This is a genomic window from Variovorax sp. VRV01, assembly GCF_014852545.1.
Taxonomy (GTDB): domain Bacteria; phylum Pseudomonadota; class Gammaproteobacteria; order Burkholderiales; family Burkholderiaceae_C; genus Variovorax; species Variovorax beijingensis_A.
This window is the reverse complement of the sequence record NZ_JACVBS010000030.1, coordinates 1-15,361: the sequence shown is the minus strand read 5'-3', so window position 1 is coordinate 15,361 and position 15,361 is coordinate 1. Positions and strand designations below refer to the sequence as shown.

The 15,361-nt window shown below is 67.9% G+C and carries 15 protein-coding genes; 5 read left to right on the top strand and 10 right to left on the bottom strand.

What is annotated here, in order from left to right; translation table 11 throughout:
* Positions 1-95: 95 nt before the first annotated feature.
* The 3 genes from IB278_RS31530 (at position 96) to IB278_RS31520 (ending at position 3,849) form a co-directional block, all read left to right on the top strand.
* Entirely contained in the window at positions 96-860 is a 765-nt protein-coding gene (locus IB278_RS31530; protein ID WP_145743912.1) for a FadR/GntR family transcriptional regulator, read from the top strand.
* Positions 861-897: 37 nt separating this feature from the next.
* Positions 898-1,998, top strand: coding sequence for an ABC transporter ATP-binding protein (locus IB278_RS31525; protein WP_192328052.1), 1,101 nt, complete (start codon positions 898-900; stop codon positions 1,996-1,998).
* A gap of 345 nt (positions 1,999-2,343) precedes the next feature.
* Complete coding sequence (locus tag IB278_RS31520) at positions 2,344-3,849, top strand: PPC domain-containing protein (RefSeq protein ID WP_192328049.1); 1,506 nt, start codon at positions 2,344-2,346, stop codon at positions 3,847-3,849.
* A gap of 13 nt (positions 3,850-3,862) precedes the next feature.
* Here the strand turns inward: IB278_RS31520 and IB278_RS31515 are convergent, their stop codons facing one another.
* From IB278_RS31515 to IB278_RS31490, 6 genes are read right to left on the bottom strand one after another with little or no spacing between them, the layout of a single operon-like run.
* A complete protein-coding gene (locus IB278_RS31515; protein WP_192328048.1) occupies positions 3,863-4,684 on the bottom strand; it encodes an alpha/beta fold hydrolase in 822 nt (273 codons plus the stop codon).
* A 37-nt stretch (positions 4,685-4,721) separates the two neighbouring features.
* Positions 4,722-6,323, bottom strand: a complete 1,602-nt coding sequence (locus IB278_RS31510) for an MFS transporter (protein ID WP_192328045.1) — start codon at positions 6,321-6,323, stop codon at positions 4,722-4,724.
* Positions 6,316-6,711: a DoxX family protein gene (locus IB278_RS31505; protein WP_145744543.1), complete on the bottom strand. Its 396-nt coding sequence runs from the start codon at positions 6,709-6,711 to the stop codon at positions 6,316-6,318. The genes IB278_RS31510 and IB278_RS31505 overlap by 8 nt, the downstream gene beginning before the upstream one ends.
* An 8-nt stretch (positions 6,712-6,719) precedes the next feature.
* Positions 6,720-8,621 (bottom strand): amidohydrolase, encoded by a 1,902-nt coding sequence (locus IB278_RS31500; RefSeq protein WP_192328042.1) that lies wholly within the window; start codon positions 8,619-8,621, stop codon positions 6,720-6,722.
* Positions 8,614-8,901, bottom strand: a complete 288-nt coding sequence (locus tag IB278_RS31495) for a DUF1427 family protein (RefSeq protein ID WP_145743902.1) — start codon at positions 8,899-8,901, stop codon at positions 8,614-8,616. The genes IB278_RS31500 and IB278_RS31495 overlap by 8 nt, the downstream gene beginning before the upstream one ends.
* A gap of 29 nt (positions 8,902-8,930) precedes the next feature.
* Positions 8,931-9,584 (bottom strand): hydrolase, encoded by a 654-nt coding sequence (locus IB278_RS31490; RefSeq protein WP_145743900.1) that lies wholly within the window; start codon positions 9,582-9,584, stop codon positions 8,931-8,933.
* 169 nt (positions 9,585-9,753) lie between these two features.
* Between IB278_RS31490 and IB278_RS31485 the strand changes: the two genes are divergently transcribed.
* Positions 9,754-10,662 carry a LysR family transcriptional regulator gene (locus IB278_RS31485; protein WP_192328039.1) on the top strand — a complete coding sequence of 303 codons (909 nt, stop codon included), beginning with the start codon at positions 9,754-9,756 and terminating at the stop codon, positions 10,660-10,662.
* Between the two features lie 30 nt (positions 10,663-10,692).
* Here the strand turns inward: IB278_RS31485 and IB278_RS31480 are convergent, their stop codons facing one another.
* Genes IB278_RS31480 through araD form a run of 3 tightly spaced genes read right to left on the bottom strand, consistent with a single transcriptional unit; the run spans position 10,693 to position 14,190 of the window.
* Entirely contained in the window at positions 10,693-11,688 is a 996-nt protein-coding gene (locus IB278_RS31480; protein WP_145743896.1) for a Bug family tripartite tricarboxylate transporter substrate binding protein, read from the bottom strand.
* A 43-nt stretch (positions 11,689-11,731) separates the two neighbouring features.
* Positions 11,732-12,442: a ribonuclease activity regulator RraA gene (locus IB278_RS31475; RefSeq protein ID WP_145743894.1), complete on the bottom strand. Its 711-nt coding sequence runs from the start codon at positions 12,440-12,442 to the stop codon at positions 11,732-11,734.
* Positions 12,443-12,462: 20 nt separating this feature from the next.
* Positions 12,463-14,190: an L-arabinonate dehydratase gene (araD, locus tag IB278_RS31470; protein ID WP_192328036.1), complete on the bottom strand. Its 1,728-nt coding sequence runs from the start codon at positions 14,188-14,190 to the stop codon at positions 12,463-12,465.
* An 83-nt stretch (positions 14,191-14,273) separates the two neighbouring features.
* On the opposite strand from araD, the gene IB278_RS31465 reads away from it, so the two are divergent.
* Positions 14,274-14,966, top strand: coding sequence for a GntR family transcriptional regulator (locus IB278_RS31465; protein ID WP_192328033.1), 693 nt, complete (start codon positions 14,274-14,276; stop codon positions 14,964-14,966).
* Between the two features lie 119 nt (positions 14,967-15,085).
* On the opposite strand, the gene IB278_RS31460 is transcribed toward IB278_RS31465, so the two are convergent.
* A partial coding sequence (locus IB278_RS31460) for an acyl-CoA dehydrogenase C-terminal domain-containing protein (protein ID WP_192328031.1) occupies positions 15,086-15,361 on the bottom strand: 276 nt, incomplete at its 5' end.

Sequence of the window (15,361 nt, the reverse complement as noted above, 5' to 3'; positions counted from 1 at the left end):
AAGCGAATATGACAGACAAATAAGACTCCACATCTCATGGAAAACCCGAGATTCCCTGCGACTTCCCCAGATATAAGCTCATCCCGCCAATAAATATGTCAGACCATAAAACCAAAACGTCGAAGAAGCCCGCCGCCACGGACACGCCCGCCCGGCGCGGTCCGCTGGCCGTGACGGAGGCGCTCGCGCGGCGTGTGATCGGCGGCGAATGGGATGACGAATCGACGCTGCCGACCGAGGTCGAGCTGGCCGAGCAGCTGGGGGTGGCGCGCACCTCCGTGCGCGAGGCGCTGACCCGGCTGAAGGCCAAGGGCCTGCTCGCGTCGCGCCAGAAGGCCGGCACGCGGGTGCTGCCGCGCATGCAATGGAACATGCTCGACGAGGACGTGCTGCGCTGGACCTGGTCGGGCCACGACCGCGCGCAGATGGCGCAGCACCTGATGCAGCTGCGGCGCATCGTCGAACCCGCCGCCTGCGAGATCGCGGCCGCTTCGGCGCCCGACGCCGCCATTGCCGCGATCGAGCGCGCCTACCGCCTGATGGACGCCGCCGGCATGGATCCGGTGGCCTATGCCGGGCCGGACCTGAGCTTTCACCAGGCCATTCTCAGCGCCACCGGCAATCCGTTCCTGGTGGCCTTCGGCGCCACCATCGAGGCGGCGCTGCGCATGTCCTTCGAGCTGTCGACGCGCCAGCCGGGCGCGCCGCGCAAGAGCCTGCCGATGCACCGCGCGGTGCTCGACCAGATCTGGGCCCGCAAGCCGGCCGCGGCGCGCAAGGCCATGGAAGAGCTGCTCGGCCTCACCGAATCGAACATCCAGCGCGGAGTCGCCAGGTCGGGCGCCACGCCGCCGGCCTGAAGACCTCCCCACCCTTCCCTCACCAGCAAGCACCACCATGGCAGAGATCCAGCTCCAATCCATCAGCAAGCGCTTCGGCGACGTCGAGGTGATCCCCGGCATCGATCTCACCATGCCCGACGGCCAGGTCACGGTGCTGCTCGGGCCTTCGGGCTGCGGCAAGTCCACCTTGCTGCGCATGATCGCGGGACTGGAGACGCCGAGCGGCGGCCAGGTGCGGGTCGGCGGCCGCGTGGTGAACGACGTTCCGCCCGCCGAGCGCGGCTGCGCGCTGGTGTTCCAGAACTACGCGCTCTATCCGCACAAGACGGTGCGGCAGAACCTCGCCTTTCCCTTGCGCATGGCCAAGGCCACGGCCGCCGAGCAGGAGCGCAGCGTGGACGAGATCGCGCACAAGCTCGAACTCACGCCGCTGCTGGAGCGCTATCCGCGCCAGCTCTCGGGCGGCCAGCGCCAGCGCGTGGCGATGGGCCGCGCGATGATCCGCAAGCCCGAGGTGTTTCTCTACGACGAGCCGCTGTCGAACCTCGACCTCGAGCTGCGCGTGAAGCTGCGCTTGGAGATCGCGCGCATGCAGCGCACGCTGAAGGCCACCGCCGTCTACGTGACGCACGACCAGACCGAGGCCATGACGCTGGCCGACCAGATCGTGGTGCTGCGCAAGGGCCGCATCGAGCAGGTGGGCTCGCCGCTCGCGCTGTACCGCTCGCCCGCCAACCTGTTCGTGGCGGGCTTCATCGGCACGCCGCGCATGAACTTCTTCAAGATCGACAGCGCGCAGGCTGATGCGAACGGCACGCTGCTGCGGCTCGGCGATACGCGCGTGCAGATACCGCGCCCCATGCCGGGCCAGCCGGCCACGCTGGGCTTTCGCGCCGAGCAGGCCCGCATCGGCGAACCTGCGCCCGGCGAAGTGCTGCTCGAACTGCAGGGCTGCGAGACGCTGGCGGTCGAACAGCTGGGCGACCGCGCGTACTGCTACCTGAGGTCGTCGCTCGGCGAGCTGGTGCTCATGGCACCGGAGGCGGACGCGAATCTTTCGGGCACCCTGCGGCTGGCCATCGCGCCCGGCGCGCTTCACTTCTTCGATGCCGGCGGCGTGGCCGTGGGCACCGAAGAGCGCCTGCTCGCGGCCTGAAGTTCTCCGGCGAACGCGGTGCGCGGCAAGCGGCTTGTCCTCCGTTCTCCGCGTCCGCTTGCAGGAAAGGGCCGGAACGAGGGCGCGGCCCGACAGCGCCTGCGAGCGAGGCCACTGGCTCTACAGCACGCCAGCGCTTCGAGTGGCTCGGCTTTGCCTTCGGACCGAGGACCACCGACCCGATGACGGCGCGGGTCGCGGCAGCGTTCGACCGTCGCTACCGAAAGGACACACGCGGAGCGCCGATGGCAACTTAACTCTACGTTGACAACTTCATCGACCCCGACATCATGGTCCTGCGGATCGAGGGGAGCACCCTGATGCCAACGGAGAAAGAAGGAATCCATGCCTCATGCCTTGCTGCGACGACTTTTGATGTCATTGGGCTGTCTGTCGGGATTTGTCGCTGCTCCTCAGGCACAGGCCGCGCCGCTCGGGGATCCCGTCATGGTGAATACCGCCACTGCGGGCAATCAGCGTCCGATCTACTTCTCCGCAGGTTCAAACGGAGAAAAACTTCTGATCTGGTTCGACGCCGCAGCAAATGCCACATACGCTCAAAGAATAAGGTCGTCAGGCACGCCTTTTCTGACAAGACACCAGATCCAGACGCCTCCGGCGTATGCAAACTTCTCGGTCGACCGCGCCGGCAACTTCGTCTTCGGAAGCGACCCAGGACGAGTCACGGCTTATGACAGGAACGGCAATCTGCTTTCCAGTTTCCAAACGACTCCGGATTCATCGAGCACGGTCGCGAGCATGGATACGGATGGCAATATCACTGCAGCCTACTCGCGCTCGGCCTCGGAAGGGGCGCCTCGGACGATTGCGATCAGGCGATTCAATACCGGCGGGATTCCCATCGGTCCTGAAATCATCGTTGCATCGGATGCCCCGGACAAACTCGCCGGCCCCAGTTCAATTGCCACCGACGATGCAGGGAACATCGCATTGTCATTTGCGACCAGGCCCGGTCCGACGGCAAACCAATCCAACATCATGATCCAGCGCTTCAGCCGCGCAGGTGTGGCGCTGGCTCCGGCACTTGTCGTCAGCGCCATCCGATCGATATACAGCTCGGGCGGCCGTATTGCCATGGAACCCGGCGGGAAATCCATCATCACCTGGAGCGCTTCCCAGGATGACAACTACACCTGGAACATCTACGCCCGCCCCTATGACGCGAATGGCAACCCCGGCGGATCGGTGCGAGTCAACCAACGCATCCACGAAGGCGAACCCGGGCCGAATCCGGGGATTGCAGAGAATGGCGATTTTGTCGTTTCATGGATTGCATCGAGTGGCGTGGTCGGTGGCCCCCAAAGCTCCACGTTGGCGGCCAGGCAATTTCGCAGCGATGGAACTCCGATTGGCGATGAATTTCGAGTCGACCCGCCGCAACCGCAATTTGGAGCCAGCCCGCTGCTGGCAATGGACCCGGTGGGAAATTTTGCAGTGACATGGCTCAGCACCTCTGCCGAGACCGGATGGGACGTCATGGTGCGCTCCTTCAAGATGGACACCCGGCCGCCCCTTGTGCAACTCCTGAACAACCAGCCCGCCCAAGGCCTGGCCGGCGGCACCGACAGCTGGAGCTACTACCGGATCACGGTCCCCCCCGGCGTCGCACAACTGAACATCAGCATGGCCGGCCCCGTCGGCGGTGGTGACGGCGACATGTACATCCGCCTCGGCGCACTCCCGTCGCTGACGGCCTGGGACTATCGCCCCTACGTCAACGGCAGCAACGAAGCCATCGCGATCAGCAATCCCCTGCCTGGTGACTTCTACATCGCGATCCACGGGCGCAGCGCGTACTCGTCGGTCGGCCTGACCGCGAGCTACGACTGAGGCTCGCCTGCTCCTAGGCCTGGATGAATGCCAGCAGATCCGCGTTCACCTGATCTTTATGCGTGGTGCAGGTGGCATGCGGCGCGCCGGCGTAGACCTTGAGCTGGCTGCCCTTGATCATCTCGGCCGCGAGCTTGCCGGTGGCCTCGAGGGGCACCACCTGGTCGTCGTCGCCGTGGATCACGAGCGTGGGCACGTCGATCTTCGCCATGTCGGGACGGAAGTCGGTTTCGGAGAAGGCGGTCACGCAGTCGATGGTGGCCTTGATCGAGGCCTGCAGCGCGATCTGCAGCGTCTGCTTGAAGATGCCCTGCGACACCTTCGCACCGGGGCGGTTGGTGCCATAGAAAAGTGTGCTGAAGTCGTCGAGGAACTGCGGGCGATCGGCGGCCAGGCCGGCACGGATGCCGGCGAACAGCGAGGCCTCGGGGCCGACGGGATGGTCGGGCGTCTTCATGAACAGCGGCGTCACGGCGCTGATGAGCGCGAGCCTGGCCACGCGTGCGCTGCCCTTGCGCGCGATGTAGCGCGTCACGTCGCCGCCGCCCATCGAGAAGCCCACGAGGATCACGTCCTTCAGGTCGAGCGTCTCGACCAGCTCGGCGATGTCGTCGGCGAAGGTGTCGTAGTCGTAGCCGGTCCACGGCTGGCTCGAGCGGCCGAAGCCGCGGCGGTCGAAGGCGATCGCGCGGTAGCCTCGTTCGGCGAAGAACAGCATCTGGGCGTCCCACATGTCGGCGCTCAGAGGCCAGCCGTGGCTGAACAGGATGGGCTGGCCCGAGCCCCAGTCCTTGTAGTAGAGCTCGGTGCCGTCGCGCAATGTGAGTGTGGTCATGGTTTTTCCAGTTGGATGAAAAGAGAGAAGAAGGAAATCAGAGCGACAGGAAGTGATGCACCTCGGGCCGGCCGGGCCCGATGTGAAAGCGCATGGCCTCGCCCTGCAGGTCGGCGTCGGCATGCGACACGCGGTGGTGCTGGCGCAGGTGCTCGGCCCAGGATTCGACGAGGAACCACTCCATCACGCGCTCGGGGTCGCCCGTGTGTTCGGTGAGGCCCCAGGCATAGGCGCCGTCGCGGCGGCGCTCCAGCGACAGCCGCTTCATCACGGCGAGGAACGCGGGACGGTCCTCCTGGCGGATGCGGTATTCCACCTGCACCATCACCGGGCCGCGGTCGTTCGCCACGGGCTGGGCGAGCAGCGGTTCGGGCCAGTGGTTCGAGGGCTGCAGGTCGGCTTCGCCGGCCGGCAGGCGCACCCGATGAAAGATCAGCCCGGCCACGGCCAGGCCCACTGCACCCGCCACCAGCGTGGCCGGCACGCCGACCTGCTGCGCGACCAGGCCCCAGCCCAGGCTGCCGGCCGCCATCGCGCCGTTGAACACCGTGAGGTAGACGGCCAGGCCGCGTCCGCGCACCCAGTTCGGCAGGATCGATTGCGCCACGCCATTGAGCGTGGTGAGCGCGATGATCCAGCCCAGGCCCAGCACCAGCAGCAACAGCACCGCAAGCCACTGCGGCGGCGCGAAGACCAGGCTGCCCATCACGCCGGCGGTGAGCAGCGAAGCCAGCAGCAGCATGCCGTCGGCGTCGAGCCGTGCGCGCAGCCGCGGCATCACGAGCGCGCCGCCGATGGCACCCGCACCCACGGCGCCGAGCAGGATGCCGTAGAAGCCCGCGCTGCCGCCGAGCATCTGGCGCGCCACCAGCGGCAGCAGCGCCCACACCGAGCTGGCAAAGAGGAAGAACACCGCCGCGCGCAGCAGCACGCGGTGCAGCTCGCGGCTGGCGCGCGTGTAGCGCAGGCCGGCGCGGAAGGCACCGAGGAAGTTCTCGGACAGGCCGCTGTCGACGGCCGCCGGACGTTTCCACCACAGCAGCGCCGCGATCACGAATGCGTAGCTGAGCACGTCGATGCCGTAGGTGACGGCGGCACCGAAGCTCGCGAGGATCAGGCCGCCCGCGGCCGGCCCGATGGAGCGTGCGATGTTGATGCCCAGCGAGTTCAGCGCCACCGCGCCCTTGAGCTCGGCGCGCGGCACCAGCTCGGGCACGATCGACTGCCAGGTCGGCCCCATGAGCGCGGCGCCGATGCCGCCCACGAACGTCAGCGCGACCAGATACTCGACCGTGAGCGCGCCGGTGTGCGAGAGCACCAGCAGCGTGCCGCTCACGGCCGCCAGCACCAGCTGCACGAAGATCAGGAAGCGCCGCCGGTCGAGGATGTCGGAGAGCACCCCGGCCGGGATCGCAAGCAGGAAAATCGGCAGCGTGGCCGCGGTCTGGATCAGCGCCACCGCGGTCGGGCTGGCCGACAGGTCGGTCACCAGCCAGGAACTCGCCACGTCGCGCATGAAGCTGCCGATATTGCCGAGCACGGTGGCCGCCCACAACACGGCAAAGACCGGCTGGCGCAAGGGCGCGAAGGCGCCGGGCGGTGCGGGAGCGACAGCGGCGCCTTGGGGTGAATCAGACATGGGCATGCTCTTTCAGGTCGAGCCAGGCGACGAGCAGAAAGCCGCCGACCAGGCCCAGGTGTTCGAAGAAGGAATTGGCCGCCATGAAGCGCTCCGGCTGCGGCATCTCCCAGAAGCGCAGCGCAACGAAGGTCGCCATCAAGGTGAAGCCCGCCAGCGCCAGTGCGCCAAGCCAGCGATGAAAGCCCGTGAGGATGAGCGCCGCCGCGCCGAGCTCCAGCACGATCACCGCCGCGGCCAGCGGCCCCGCGGGCGAGAGGCCGAAATGGTTCATCTCGGCGATGGCCGCGTGGAAGTCCATCGCCTTGTTGAGCCCGCCCTGCAGGTAGGCCGCGCACAGCAGCAGCAAGGCGACCCAGCGCACCGCGGCTGAGGTGGTCCAGCGCATCGTCGCCATCACACCGCCCAGCAGGCGCAGCCCAGCGCGCCCCAGAAGCTCTTGAGGTCGGCGATCGGCAGCTTGCTGCTCCAGGCCGTCGCATGCCGGTGGCCGTGCACGTTGCAGTTGTTGGCGCAGGCGCAGGCCGCGGCGGCGTTGCGCAGCACCTTCTGCATCGGGGCGCCTTCGGCGCTGCCCGCGGCATCGGCCCAGCCGGCATAGCCGCCGAAGGTGCGCGCGGGCGACCAGTCCGGCATGGCCGGCGGCGGCGCGCCTTCGTCGTGCGCGGCGAAGGGGCCGGCGCCGTAGACCACCTTGCCGCCGACCATGGTGAGCAGCGCGGTGGTGTCGGCGATCTCCGATTCGGCACAGGCGAAGTAGTCGCGGTCGGGCACCACGAGGTCAGCGAGCATGCCGGCCTCGATGCGGCCCTTCTTGCCGACCTCGTTGGAGAACCAGGTCACGTTCTCGGTCCACATGCGCAGTGCGCCTTCGCGGTCGAGGCAGTTGCGCTGCGGATAGAGCTGCATGCCGCCCACCGTCTTGCCGGTGACCAGCCACGACAGCGACACCCACGGGTTGTACGAGGCGACGCGCGTGGCGTCGGTGCCGGCCGACACCTTCAGGCCGCGCTCGAGCATGCGCTTGACCGGCGGCGTGGCCTCGGCCGCGCCGTGGCCGTAGCGCTCGACGAAATACTCGCCCTGGTAGGCCATGCGGTGCTGCACCGCCACGCCGCCGCCCAATGCAGCGATGCGGTCCATCGACTGCTCCGAAATGGTCTCGGCATGGTCGAAGAACCAGTTCAGGCCCGCGAGCGGCGTGTCCTGGTTGACGCGCTCGAACACGTCGAGCGCGCGGCTGATGGTTTCGTCGTAGGTGGCGTGCATGCGCCACGGCCAGCGGTTCTGCGCGAGGATGCGCACCACGTCCTCGAGCTCGCCTTCCATCTCGGGCGCCATGTCGGGCCGCGGCTGGCGGAAGTCCTCGAAGTCGGCGGCCGAGAACACCAGCATCTCGCCCGCGCCGTTGTGGCGGAAGTAGTCGTCGCCCTGCTTGTACGTCGAGTTGGCGGTCCAGTTGAGGAAGTCTTCCTTCTCGGCCTTGGGCTTCTGCGTGAACAGGTTGTAGGCCAGGCGAATGGTGAGCTGGCCGTCGTCGGCCAGCTTCTGGATCACGGCGTAGTCGTCGGGATAGTTCTGGTTGCCGCCGCCCGCGTCGATGGCGCCGGTCACGCCCAGGCGGTTGAGCTCGCGCATGAAGTGGCGCGTGGAATTGAGCTGGTAGTCGAAGGGCAGCTTCGGGCCCTTGGCCAGCGTGGCGTAGAGGATGGCGGCATTGGGCTTGGCCAGCAGCAGGCCGGTGGGATTGCCGGCGCTGTCGCGCACGATCTCGCCGCCGGGCGGCGCGGGCGTGTCCTTGGTGTAGCCGACGGCGCGCAGCGCGGCGCCGTTGAGCAGCGCGCGGTCGTACAGGTGCAGGATGAACACCGGCGTGTCGGGCGCCACCACATTGAGTTCCGCAATGGTCGGCAGGCGCTTCTCGGCGAACTGGTGCTCTGTGAAGCCACCGACCACGCGCACCCATTGCGGCGCCGGCGTGACGGCCACCTGGCGCTTGAGCATGCCCATGGCGTCGGCCAGACTCCTCACGCCGTCCCAGCGCAGCTCCATGTTGAAGTTGAGCCCGCCGCGGATGATGTGCAGGTGGTTGTCAATCAGGCCCGGCAGCACGCGCTTGCCCTGCAGGTCGATCACGCGGGTGTGGCTGCGGGCGAGGGGCAGGATGTCCTCGGCCCGGCCCACGTGCGTGAAGCGGCCGTCCTTGATGGCCACCGCATCGGCCGTGGGATTGGCGCGGTCGAGGGTGGTGAACAGCCCGCGGTGCAGGATCAGGTCGGGGGTCTCGGTGTCAGCCATTGCGGGGCTCCTTCGAAGATGCGGCGTCGGTTGCAGCGGTGGGCAGGCATTTCGGCAGCTCGCCGAACACATGCGGCTTGACCTGGTGGTGCAGCCAGGACGCGGCCACGGCCTGCGGCCCGACCAGGCTCTTCACCAGCGGCGGAATCTGCTCGCCCAGCAGGATACCGAGCAATCCCACCAGCGCGATGACCGGCGGCGCCGGCGAGCGCACCTGGAAGAGCGCATAGATCACGCCGACCAGAAGGCCGAGCGCAAGGGAAACGACATAGGGCTTCATGGCCGGGCCTTCCTTCTCTTCTATCCCGCTCAACCTTCGTGCGCGCCGAACATGGTCTTGGCGTAGGTCACGCCCAGGCCGTAGGCGCCGCCCACCTTCTTCGCGATGCCGGTGGTCAGCTCGTAGGTGTCGCCGCGCGCCCAGTCGCGCTGCAGTTCGAGCAGGTACTGCAGCGAGGTCATCGGCTGCGCGCCGGCCTGCACCATGCGCTCCATCGCGCGGTTGTGGGCCTCGGCCGAGACATCGCCGCAGGCGTCGGCGATCACGTACACCTCGAAGCCCTGGTCGAGCGCCGACAGCGCCGGGCCGACGATGCACACGCTGGTCCACAGGCCCGCGAGCACGATGCGCGGCTTGCCGATCTCGTTGACGCGCTCGATCACGGCCGCGTCTTCCCAGGTGTTCATCGAGGTGCGGTCGAGCATCTTCTGGCCCGGGAAGGCGTCGGTGATCTCGCTGAACATCGGGCCCGAGAAGCTCTTCTCGGCCACCGTGGTCAGGATGGTCGAGACCTTGAAGCCGGCCGCGGCCTGCGCCACCAGCGCGGCGTTGTTGCGCAGGTTCACGGCATCGATCGAGTGCGTGGCAAAGGCCATCTGCGACTGGAAGTCGATCATCACCAGCGTGTGGTCGGTGGGGGTGAGCAGCTTGGCGCCGGCGGTGGGGGTGGCTTTGATGGACATGGGAAGCTCCTTTGGGGTTGAGTGGATGTTCGATTCGATTCACAATTGCTTTCGGAGGAAATCTCCTTGGCATGGGCTCAATCATCGGGGCCATTTCATCCGTCATCGACGAAACTTTTCACCATCAATGATCGAAGTTTTCGATCATTGCCTTTTCGAGGATTGCCGCGTGCTCAAACTCAGCCTGGAAGCCATCGAGGTCGTCGACGCCATTGCGCGCCACGGCTCCTTCGCCGCCGCCGCCGCGCGCCTGAACAAGGTGCCCTCCACCATCTCGTACGCGGTGGGCAAGCTGGAGGAGCAGCTGGGCATGCTGCTGTTCGAGCGCAACGGCCCGCGTGTGACCCTCACCGGCGCGGGCGAGGAAATGCTCAAGGAAGGCCGCTGGCTGCTCAGCGCCGCGAGCGACCTCGAATCGCGCATGCGGCAGATCGCCACCGGCTACGAGTCGGAGCTGCGGCTGGTGCACGACTCGCTCATTCCCACCGAGGCGCTGATCGGCGACATCCGCGCCTTCGAGGACCTGCGCTGCGGCACGCGGCTGCGCGTGGGCTGCGAGGCGCTCACCGGCAGCTGGGAGGCGCTGCGCGAGGGCCGCGCCGACATCGTGATTGCCGCGGGCGAAGGCCCGGCCGGCGGCGGCTACCAGGCCGTCGCCGTGGGCAGCCTGGAGTTCGCGTTCTGCGTCGCGCCCACGCACCCGCTCACGCGGCTGGGCCGGCCGGTGCAGCGCGGCGACCTGCTGGAGTGCAACGCCATCGTGGTGGGCGACAGCGCGCGCACGCTGTCGGAGCGCACGGTGGGCCTGCTCGCGGGCCAGCCGCGCATCACCGTGCCGTCGATGGCCGCGAAGATCGCCTGCCAGGTGGCCGGGCTGGGCCATGGCTTCCTGCCGCGCGCCTGCATCGTGAACGAGCTCAGGCGGGGCACGCTGGTGGAACTGCCGACCGAAGAGCCGCGCCCGCCCGAGGCCTTCTGGCTCGCATGGAAGACCAATGCGCAGGGCCAGGCGCTGCGCTGGTGGCGGGAGCGGATGAACCGCACGCTGGTGCCGGCGCTGCTGCCGCGCTCGCCCTGAGCGGCCGCACCGGCAAGCCCGCTGCGAGACTCAGTCCGCGGTCGCGCCCGACTTCTTCACCAGCTCGGCCCAGCGCGGGATCTCGCGCGCCATGTGGTCGCGCAGTTCCTCCGGCGTGCTGCCGACAATCTCCATGGCCAGCTGGCCCGAGAGCTTGGCCTGCACGTCGGGCTGCTTCAGCGCCTTGACGATCTCGGCATTCAGGCGCTGCACGATGGGCCTGGGGGTGCCCTTGGGCGCATAGACCGCCTGCCATGACGACATCTCGAAGCCCGGCACGCCCGACTCGATCATGGTCGGCAGTTCCGGCACCAGCGCGATGCGCTTGCCGGTGGTCACGGCCAGCAGCTTGAGCCGGCCGCTCTTGACGAGCGGCAGCGCGGCCGTCACCTGGTCGAACATGAAGGGCACCAGGCCCGACGCGACATCGGTCATGGCGGGCGGCGTACCCTTGTACGGCACGTGCGTGAGCTTGACGCCGATCATGTCGGCGAACATCTCGCCCGCCAGGTGCGTCGAGGTGCCGGCGCCGGACGAGGCGAAGGTGCGCTTGGACTCGTCCTTCTTGAGCAGCGCGATCAGCTCGGCCACCGAGTTCACGCCGAGCTGGCTGTTGACGATCAGCACGTTGGGCAGCCGGCCGACCAGCGACACGGGCTCGAAGTCCTTCATCGGGTCATAGGGCAGCTTCTTGTAGAGGCTGGCGTTGATGGCGTGCGTGCTGATGGTGCCGCCGAACAGCGTGTAGCCATCGGGCGCGGCCTTGGCCACGTAGGCCGCGCCGATGCCGCCGGCCTGCCCCGGCTTGTTGTCCACCACCACCGACTGGTGAAGGCTCTCCTGCAGCTTGTTCGACAGGATGCGGCCCACGATGTCGGTGGAGCCGCCGGCCGTGAAGGGCACGACGTAGGTGATGGGCTTGGCCGTGGGCCACTCGGCCTGCGCGAGGACCGCGGCCGGGGCCAAGGCGAGTGCGGATGCGAGCGCGGCGGACCAAAGGCCCGCGGCGCGTTGGATGAAGGGCATGGTGTTGTCTCTCTTGTCGTTGTCGGGGAGGAAAAAACCGGCGTCAGCGCCCGCAGGCCTGGCGCCAGGCGGCGAACTCGGTGCGGCTTTGCTCCTCGGTCGGCGGATAAAGGCCGAGGATGGAACGGCCTTCGAGCACTTTCTCCTGCACGAAGTCCTCGAAGACGGTCATCTCGGTGGCCTCGGCCGCGATCTCGTCGGCAATGCCGGCCGGAATCACGATGACGCCTTCGGCATCGCCCACCACCACGTCGCCAGGCCACACGGCCACGTCGCCGCAGCCGATCGGCACGTTGATGTCGATGGCTTGGTGCAAGGTCAGGTTGGTGGGCGCGCTCGGGCGCTGGTGGTAGGCCGGAAAGCCGAGCCTGGCGATGTCGGGGCTGTCGCGGAAGCCGCCGTCGGTGACCACGCCGGCCACGCCGCGCTTCATGAGCCGGCTCACCAGGATGCCGCCGGCCGAGGCGGCGCGCGCGTCCTTGCGGCTGTCCATCAGCAGCACCGCGCCCACCGGGCACTGCTCCACGGCCTGGCGCTGCGGGTGGTTGCGGTCGTTGAACACGGTGATGGGATTCAGGTCTTCGCGCGCCGGCATGTAGCGCAGCGTGAAGGCCTCGCCGACCATGTTGGGCAGGCTCGCATCGAGCGGATGCACGTCCTGGATGAACTGGTTGCGCAGTCCGCGCTTGAACAGCGCCGTGCACAGGGTGGCGGTGCTGACCTTCATCAGCTTCTCGCGGGTTTGGGGATTCAAGTGGGTCTCCGTTGAGGTCTTCAGAAGATGTCCGGCTCGGGCACGGGGCGGCCGAACGCGGTTTCGAGGAAGTCGAAGTCGCAGCCCTCGTTGGCCTGCAGGATGTGGCGGCCGAACATCCAGCCGTAGCCGCGTTCATAGCGCGCGGGCGGCGGTGTCCAGGCCGCCTTGCGGCGGGCCAGTTCCTCGTCGCTCACTTCGAGATGGATCGTGCGTGCGGGCACGTCCACCGTGATGCGGTCGCCCGTGCGTACCAGTGCCAGCGGCCCGCCCACGGCCGCCTCGGGCGAGCAGTGCAGCAGGCAGCCGCCGTAGCTGGTGCCGCTCATGCGCGCATCCGACAGGCGCAGCATGTCCTTCACGCCCTGCTTCAGCAGCTTGGTCGGGATCGGCAGCATGCCCCACTCGGGCATGCCGGCGCCGCGCGGGCCGGCGTTGCGCAGCACCAGGATGTCGTCGCCGGTCACGTCGAGCGCGGGATCGTCCACCGCCTTCTTGAGCGACGGATAGTCGTCGAACACCAGCGCACGGCCGGTGTGCTGCAGCAGGTGCGCCGCGCAGGCGCTGGGCTTGATCACCACGCCATCGGGCGCGAGGTTGCCGCGCAGCACGGCCAGCGCGCCTTCGGCATAGATGGGGTTGGCGAGCGGCCGGATCACGTCGTCGTTGAACACCTCGGCGCCCTCGATGTTCTGGCCGAGGGTGCGGCCGTTGACCGTGCGCGCCTCGGTCTTCAGGTGGCCGCGGATGCGCGCGAGCATCGCGGGCAGGCCGCCCGCATAGAAGAAGTCTTCCATCAGGTAGGTGTCGCCGCTCGGCCGGATGTTGGCGACCACCGGCACCCGGCGGCTCGCGGCGTCGAAGTCGTCCAGCGTGACCGGATGGCCCGCGCGGCGCGACATGGCGATCAGGTGGACGATGGCGTTGGTGCTGCATCCCATGGCCATGGCGCAGGCGATGCCGTTCTCGAAGTTGGCACGCGTGAGCATCTTCGCGGGCGTCAGGTCGTCCCACACCATCTCGACGATGCGGCGGCCGCACTCGGCGCTCATGCGCACATGGTTGGCATCGGCCGCGGGAATGCTGGAGGCACCCGGCAGCGTGAACCCCACGGCCTCGGCGATGCCCATCATGGTGGCCGCGGTGCCCATCGTCATGCAGGTGCCGTGGCTGCGCGCGATGCCCGCTTCCATCTCCTGCCAGGCCTGGTCGCTCAGCTGGCCGGCGCGGCGCTGGTCCCAGTACTTGAAGGCGTCCGAGCCCGAGCCCAGCACCTGCCCGCGCCAGTTGCCGCGCAGCATGGGGCCGGCCGGCAGGTAGATGAAGGGCAGGCCCATGCTCAGCGCGCCCATCGTGAGGCCCGGCGTGGTCTTGTCGCAGCCGCCCATCAGCACGGCGCCGTCCACCGGATGGCTGCGCAGCAACTCTTCCGTCTCCATCGCAAGGAAGTTGCGGTAGAGCATGGTGGTCGGCTTGACCATGCTTTCGCTCAGCGAGATGGCCGGCAGCTCGAGCGGGAAGCCGCCCGCCTGGAAGATGCCGCGCTTGACGTCGTCCACGCGCTGCTTGAAGTGCGAATGGCACTGGTTGGCATCGCTCCAGGTGTTGACGATGGCGATGATCGGCTTGCCCACCCAGTCGGCGGGCGCATAGCCCATCTGCATCACCCGCGAGCGATGGCCGAAGGAGCGGAAGTCGTCGGGCGCGAACCAGCGGGCGCTGCGCAGGGTGTCGTAGGAACGTGGCATCGGAGGCGGAACCGGCATTCTTTGTGGGATCCGCTACATTAAAACACTAATATATTACTTGGTCAAAGCGAAAATTCGAACGAATGACAGCCCTCCCCCGGATCCGACTCGACCGCACACGCCTTGCAGCGCCCCAGGTGCTCGAAAAGCTGCGCGATGCCATCCTTTCTCTCGAACTCGTGCCCGGCACGGTGCTGGTCCGCCAGGAGCTGGCCGACCGCTTCGGCGTGAGCCAGACGCCGGTGCGCGAGGCGCTGCTGCGCCTGGCCGAGGAAGGCCTGGTGGACGTGTTCCCGCAGCACGCCACGCTGGTGAGCCGCATCGACGTCGATGCCGCGAGGCAGGCGCACTTCCTGCGCCGCTCGATCGAACTCGAGATCGTGCATCAGCTGGCCGAAGAGGCGCCGCCCGAACTGGCGGCCCAGCTGCAGGCCCAGGTCGGGCTGCAGGCCACGCTGGCGGCCGCGCGGCAGTACGGCGACTTCGTCGGCGCCGACCGAAAGTTCCACCAGCTGATGTATGAAGCCGCGGGCGTGCCGAGCCTGTGGGACATGGTGTGCCGCGTCTCGGGCCATGTGGACCGACTGCGCCGCCTGCACCTGCCCACGGCCGGCAAGACCGAGGCGATCCTGCGCGACCACCGCGCCATCGTGCGCGCCATTGCCAGGCACGACGGCGCCGCGGCGCAGAAAGCACTGCGCGAGCATCTCTCCGGCACGCTGAGCTCGCTGCCGGAGATCTGTGCGCGTCATCCGGATTTCATTGCAGGGAAATAGCGCGGCCAGCCAGCCTCTCCGATTCACCGGCGGTCGATCTCGTGCGGCTGAATTCGGAATCCACCAGAAACGAGGAACTGATACTTGGCGTCAGGAGCTTCGCCTGCGGATCGTTCCCGTCAGTACATATCGGCTGCCAGCGCCGTCACGCTTTCCGCGCCATCGACGATGCTGTCGCGCAGCCCGGGCGCCTTGGCGAGGATGTGCTCGGCATAGAAGCGCGCGGTCGCGATCTTGGCCTGCATGAAGTCCACGTCGACGTTGTGCGACGCAAGGTCCTGCGCAATGATCAGCGAGCGCGCCAGCTGCCAGCCGGCCACGAGGTTGCCCGCGAGCATCAGGTAGGGCACGCTGCCCGCGAACACCGCGTTGGGCGAGGCCTTGGTCTGGCCCGC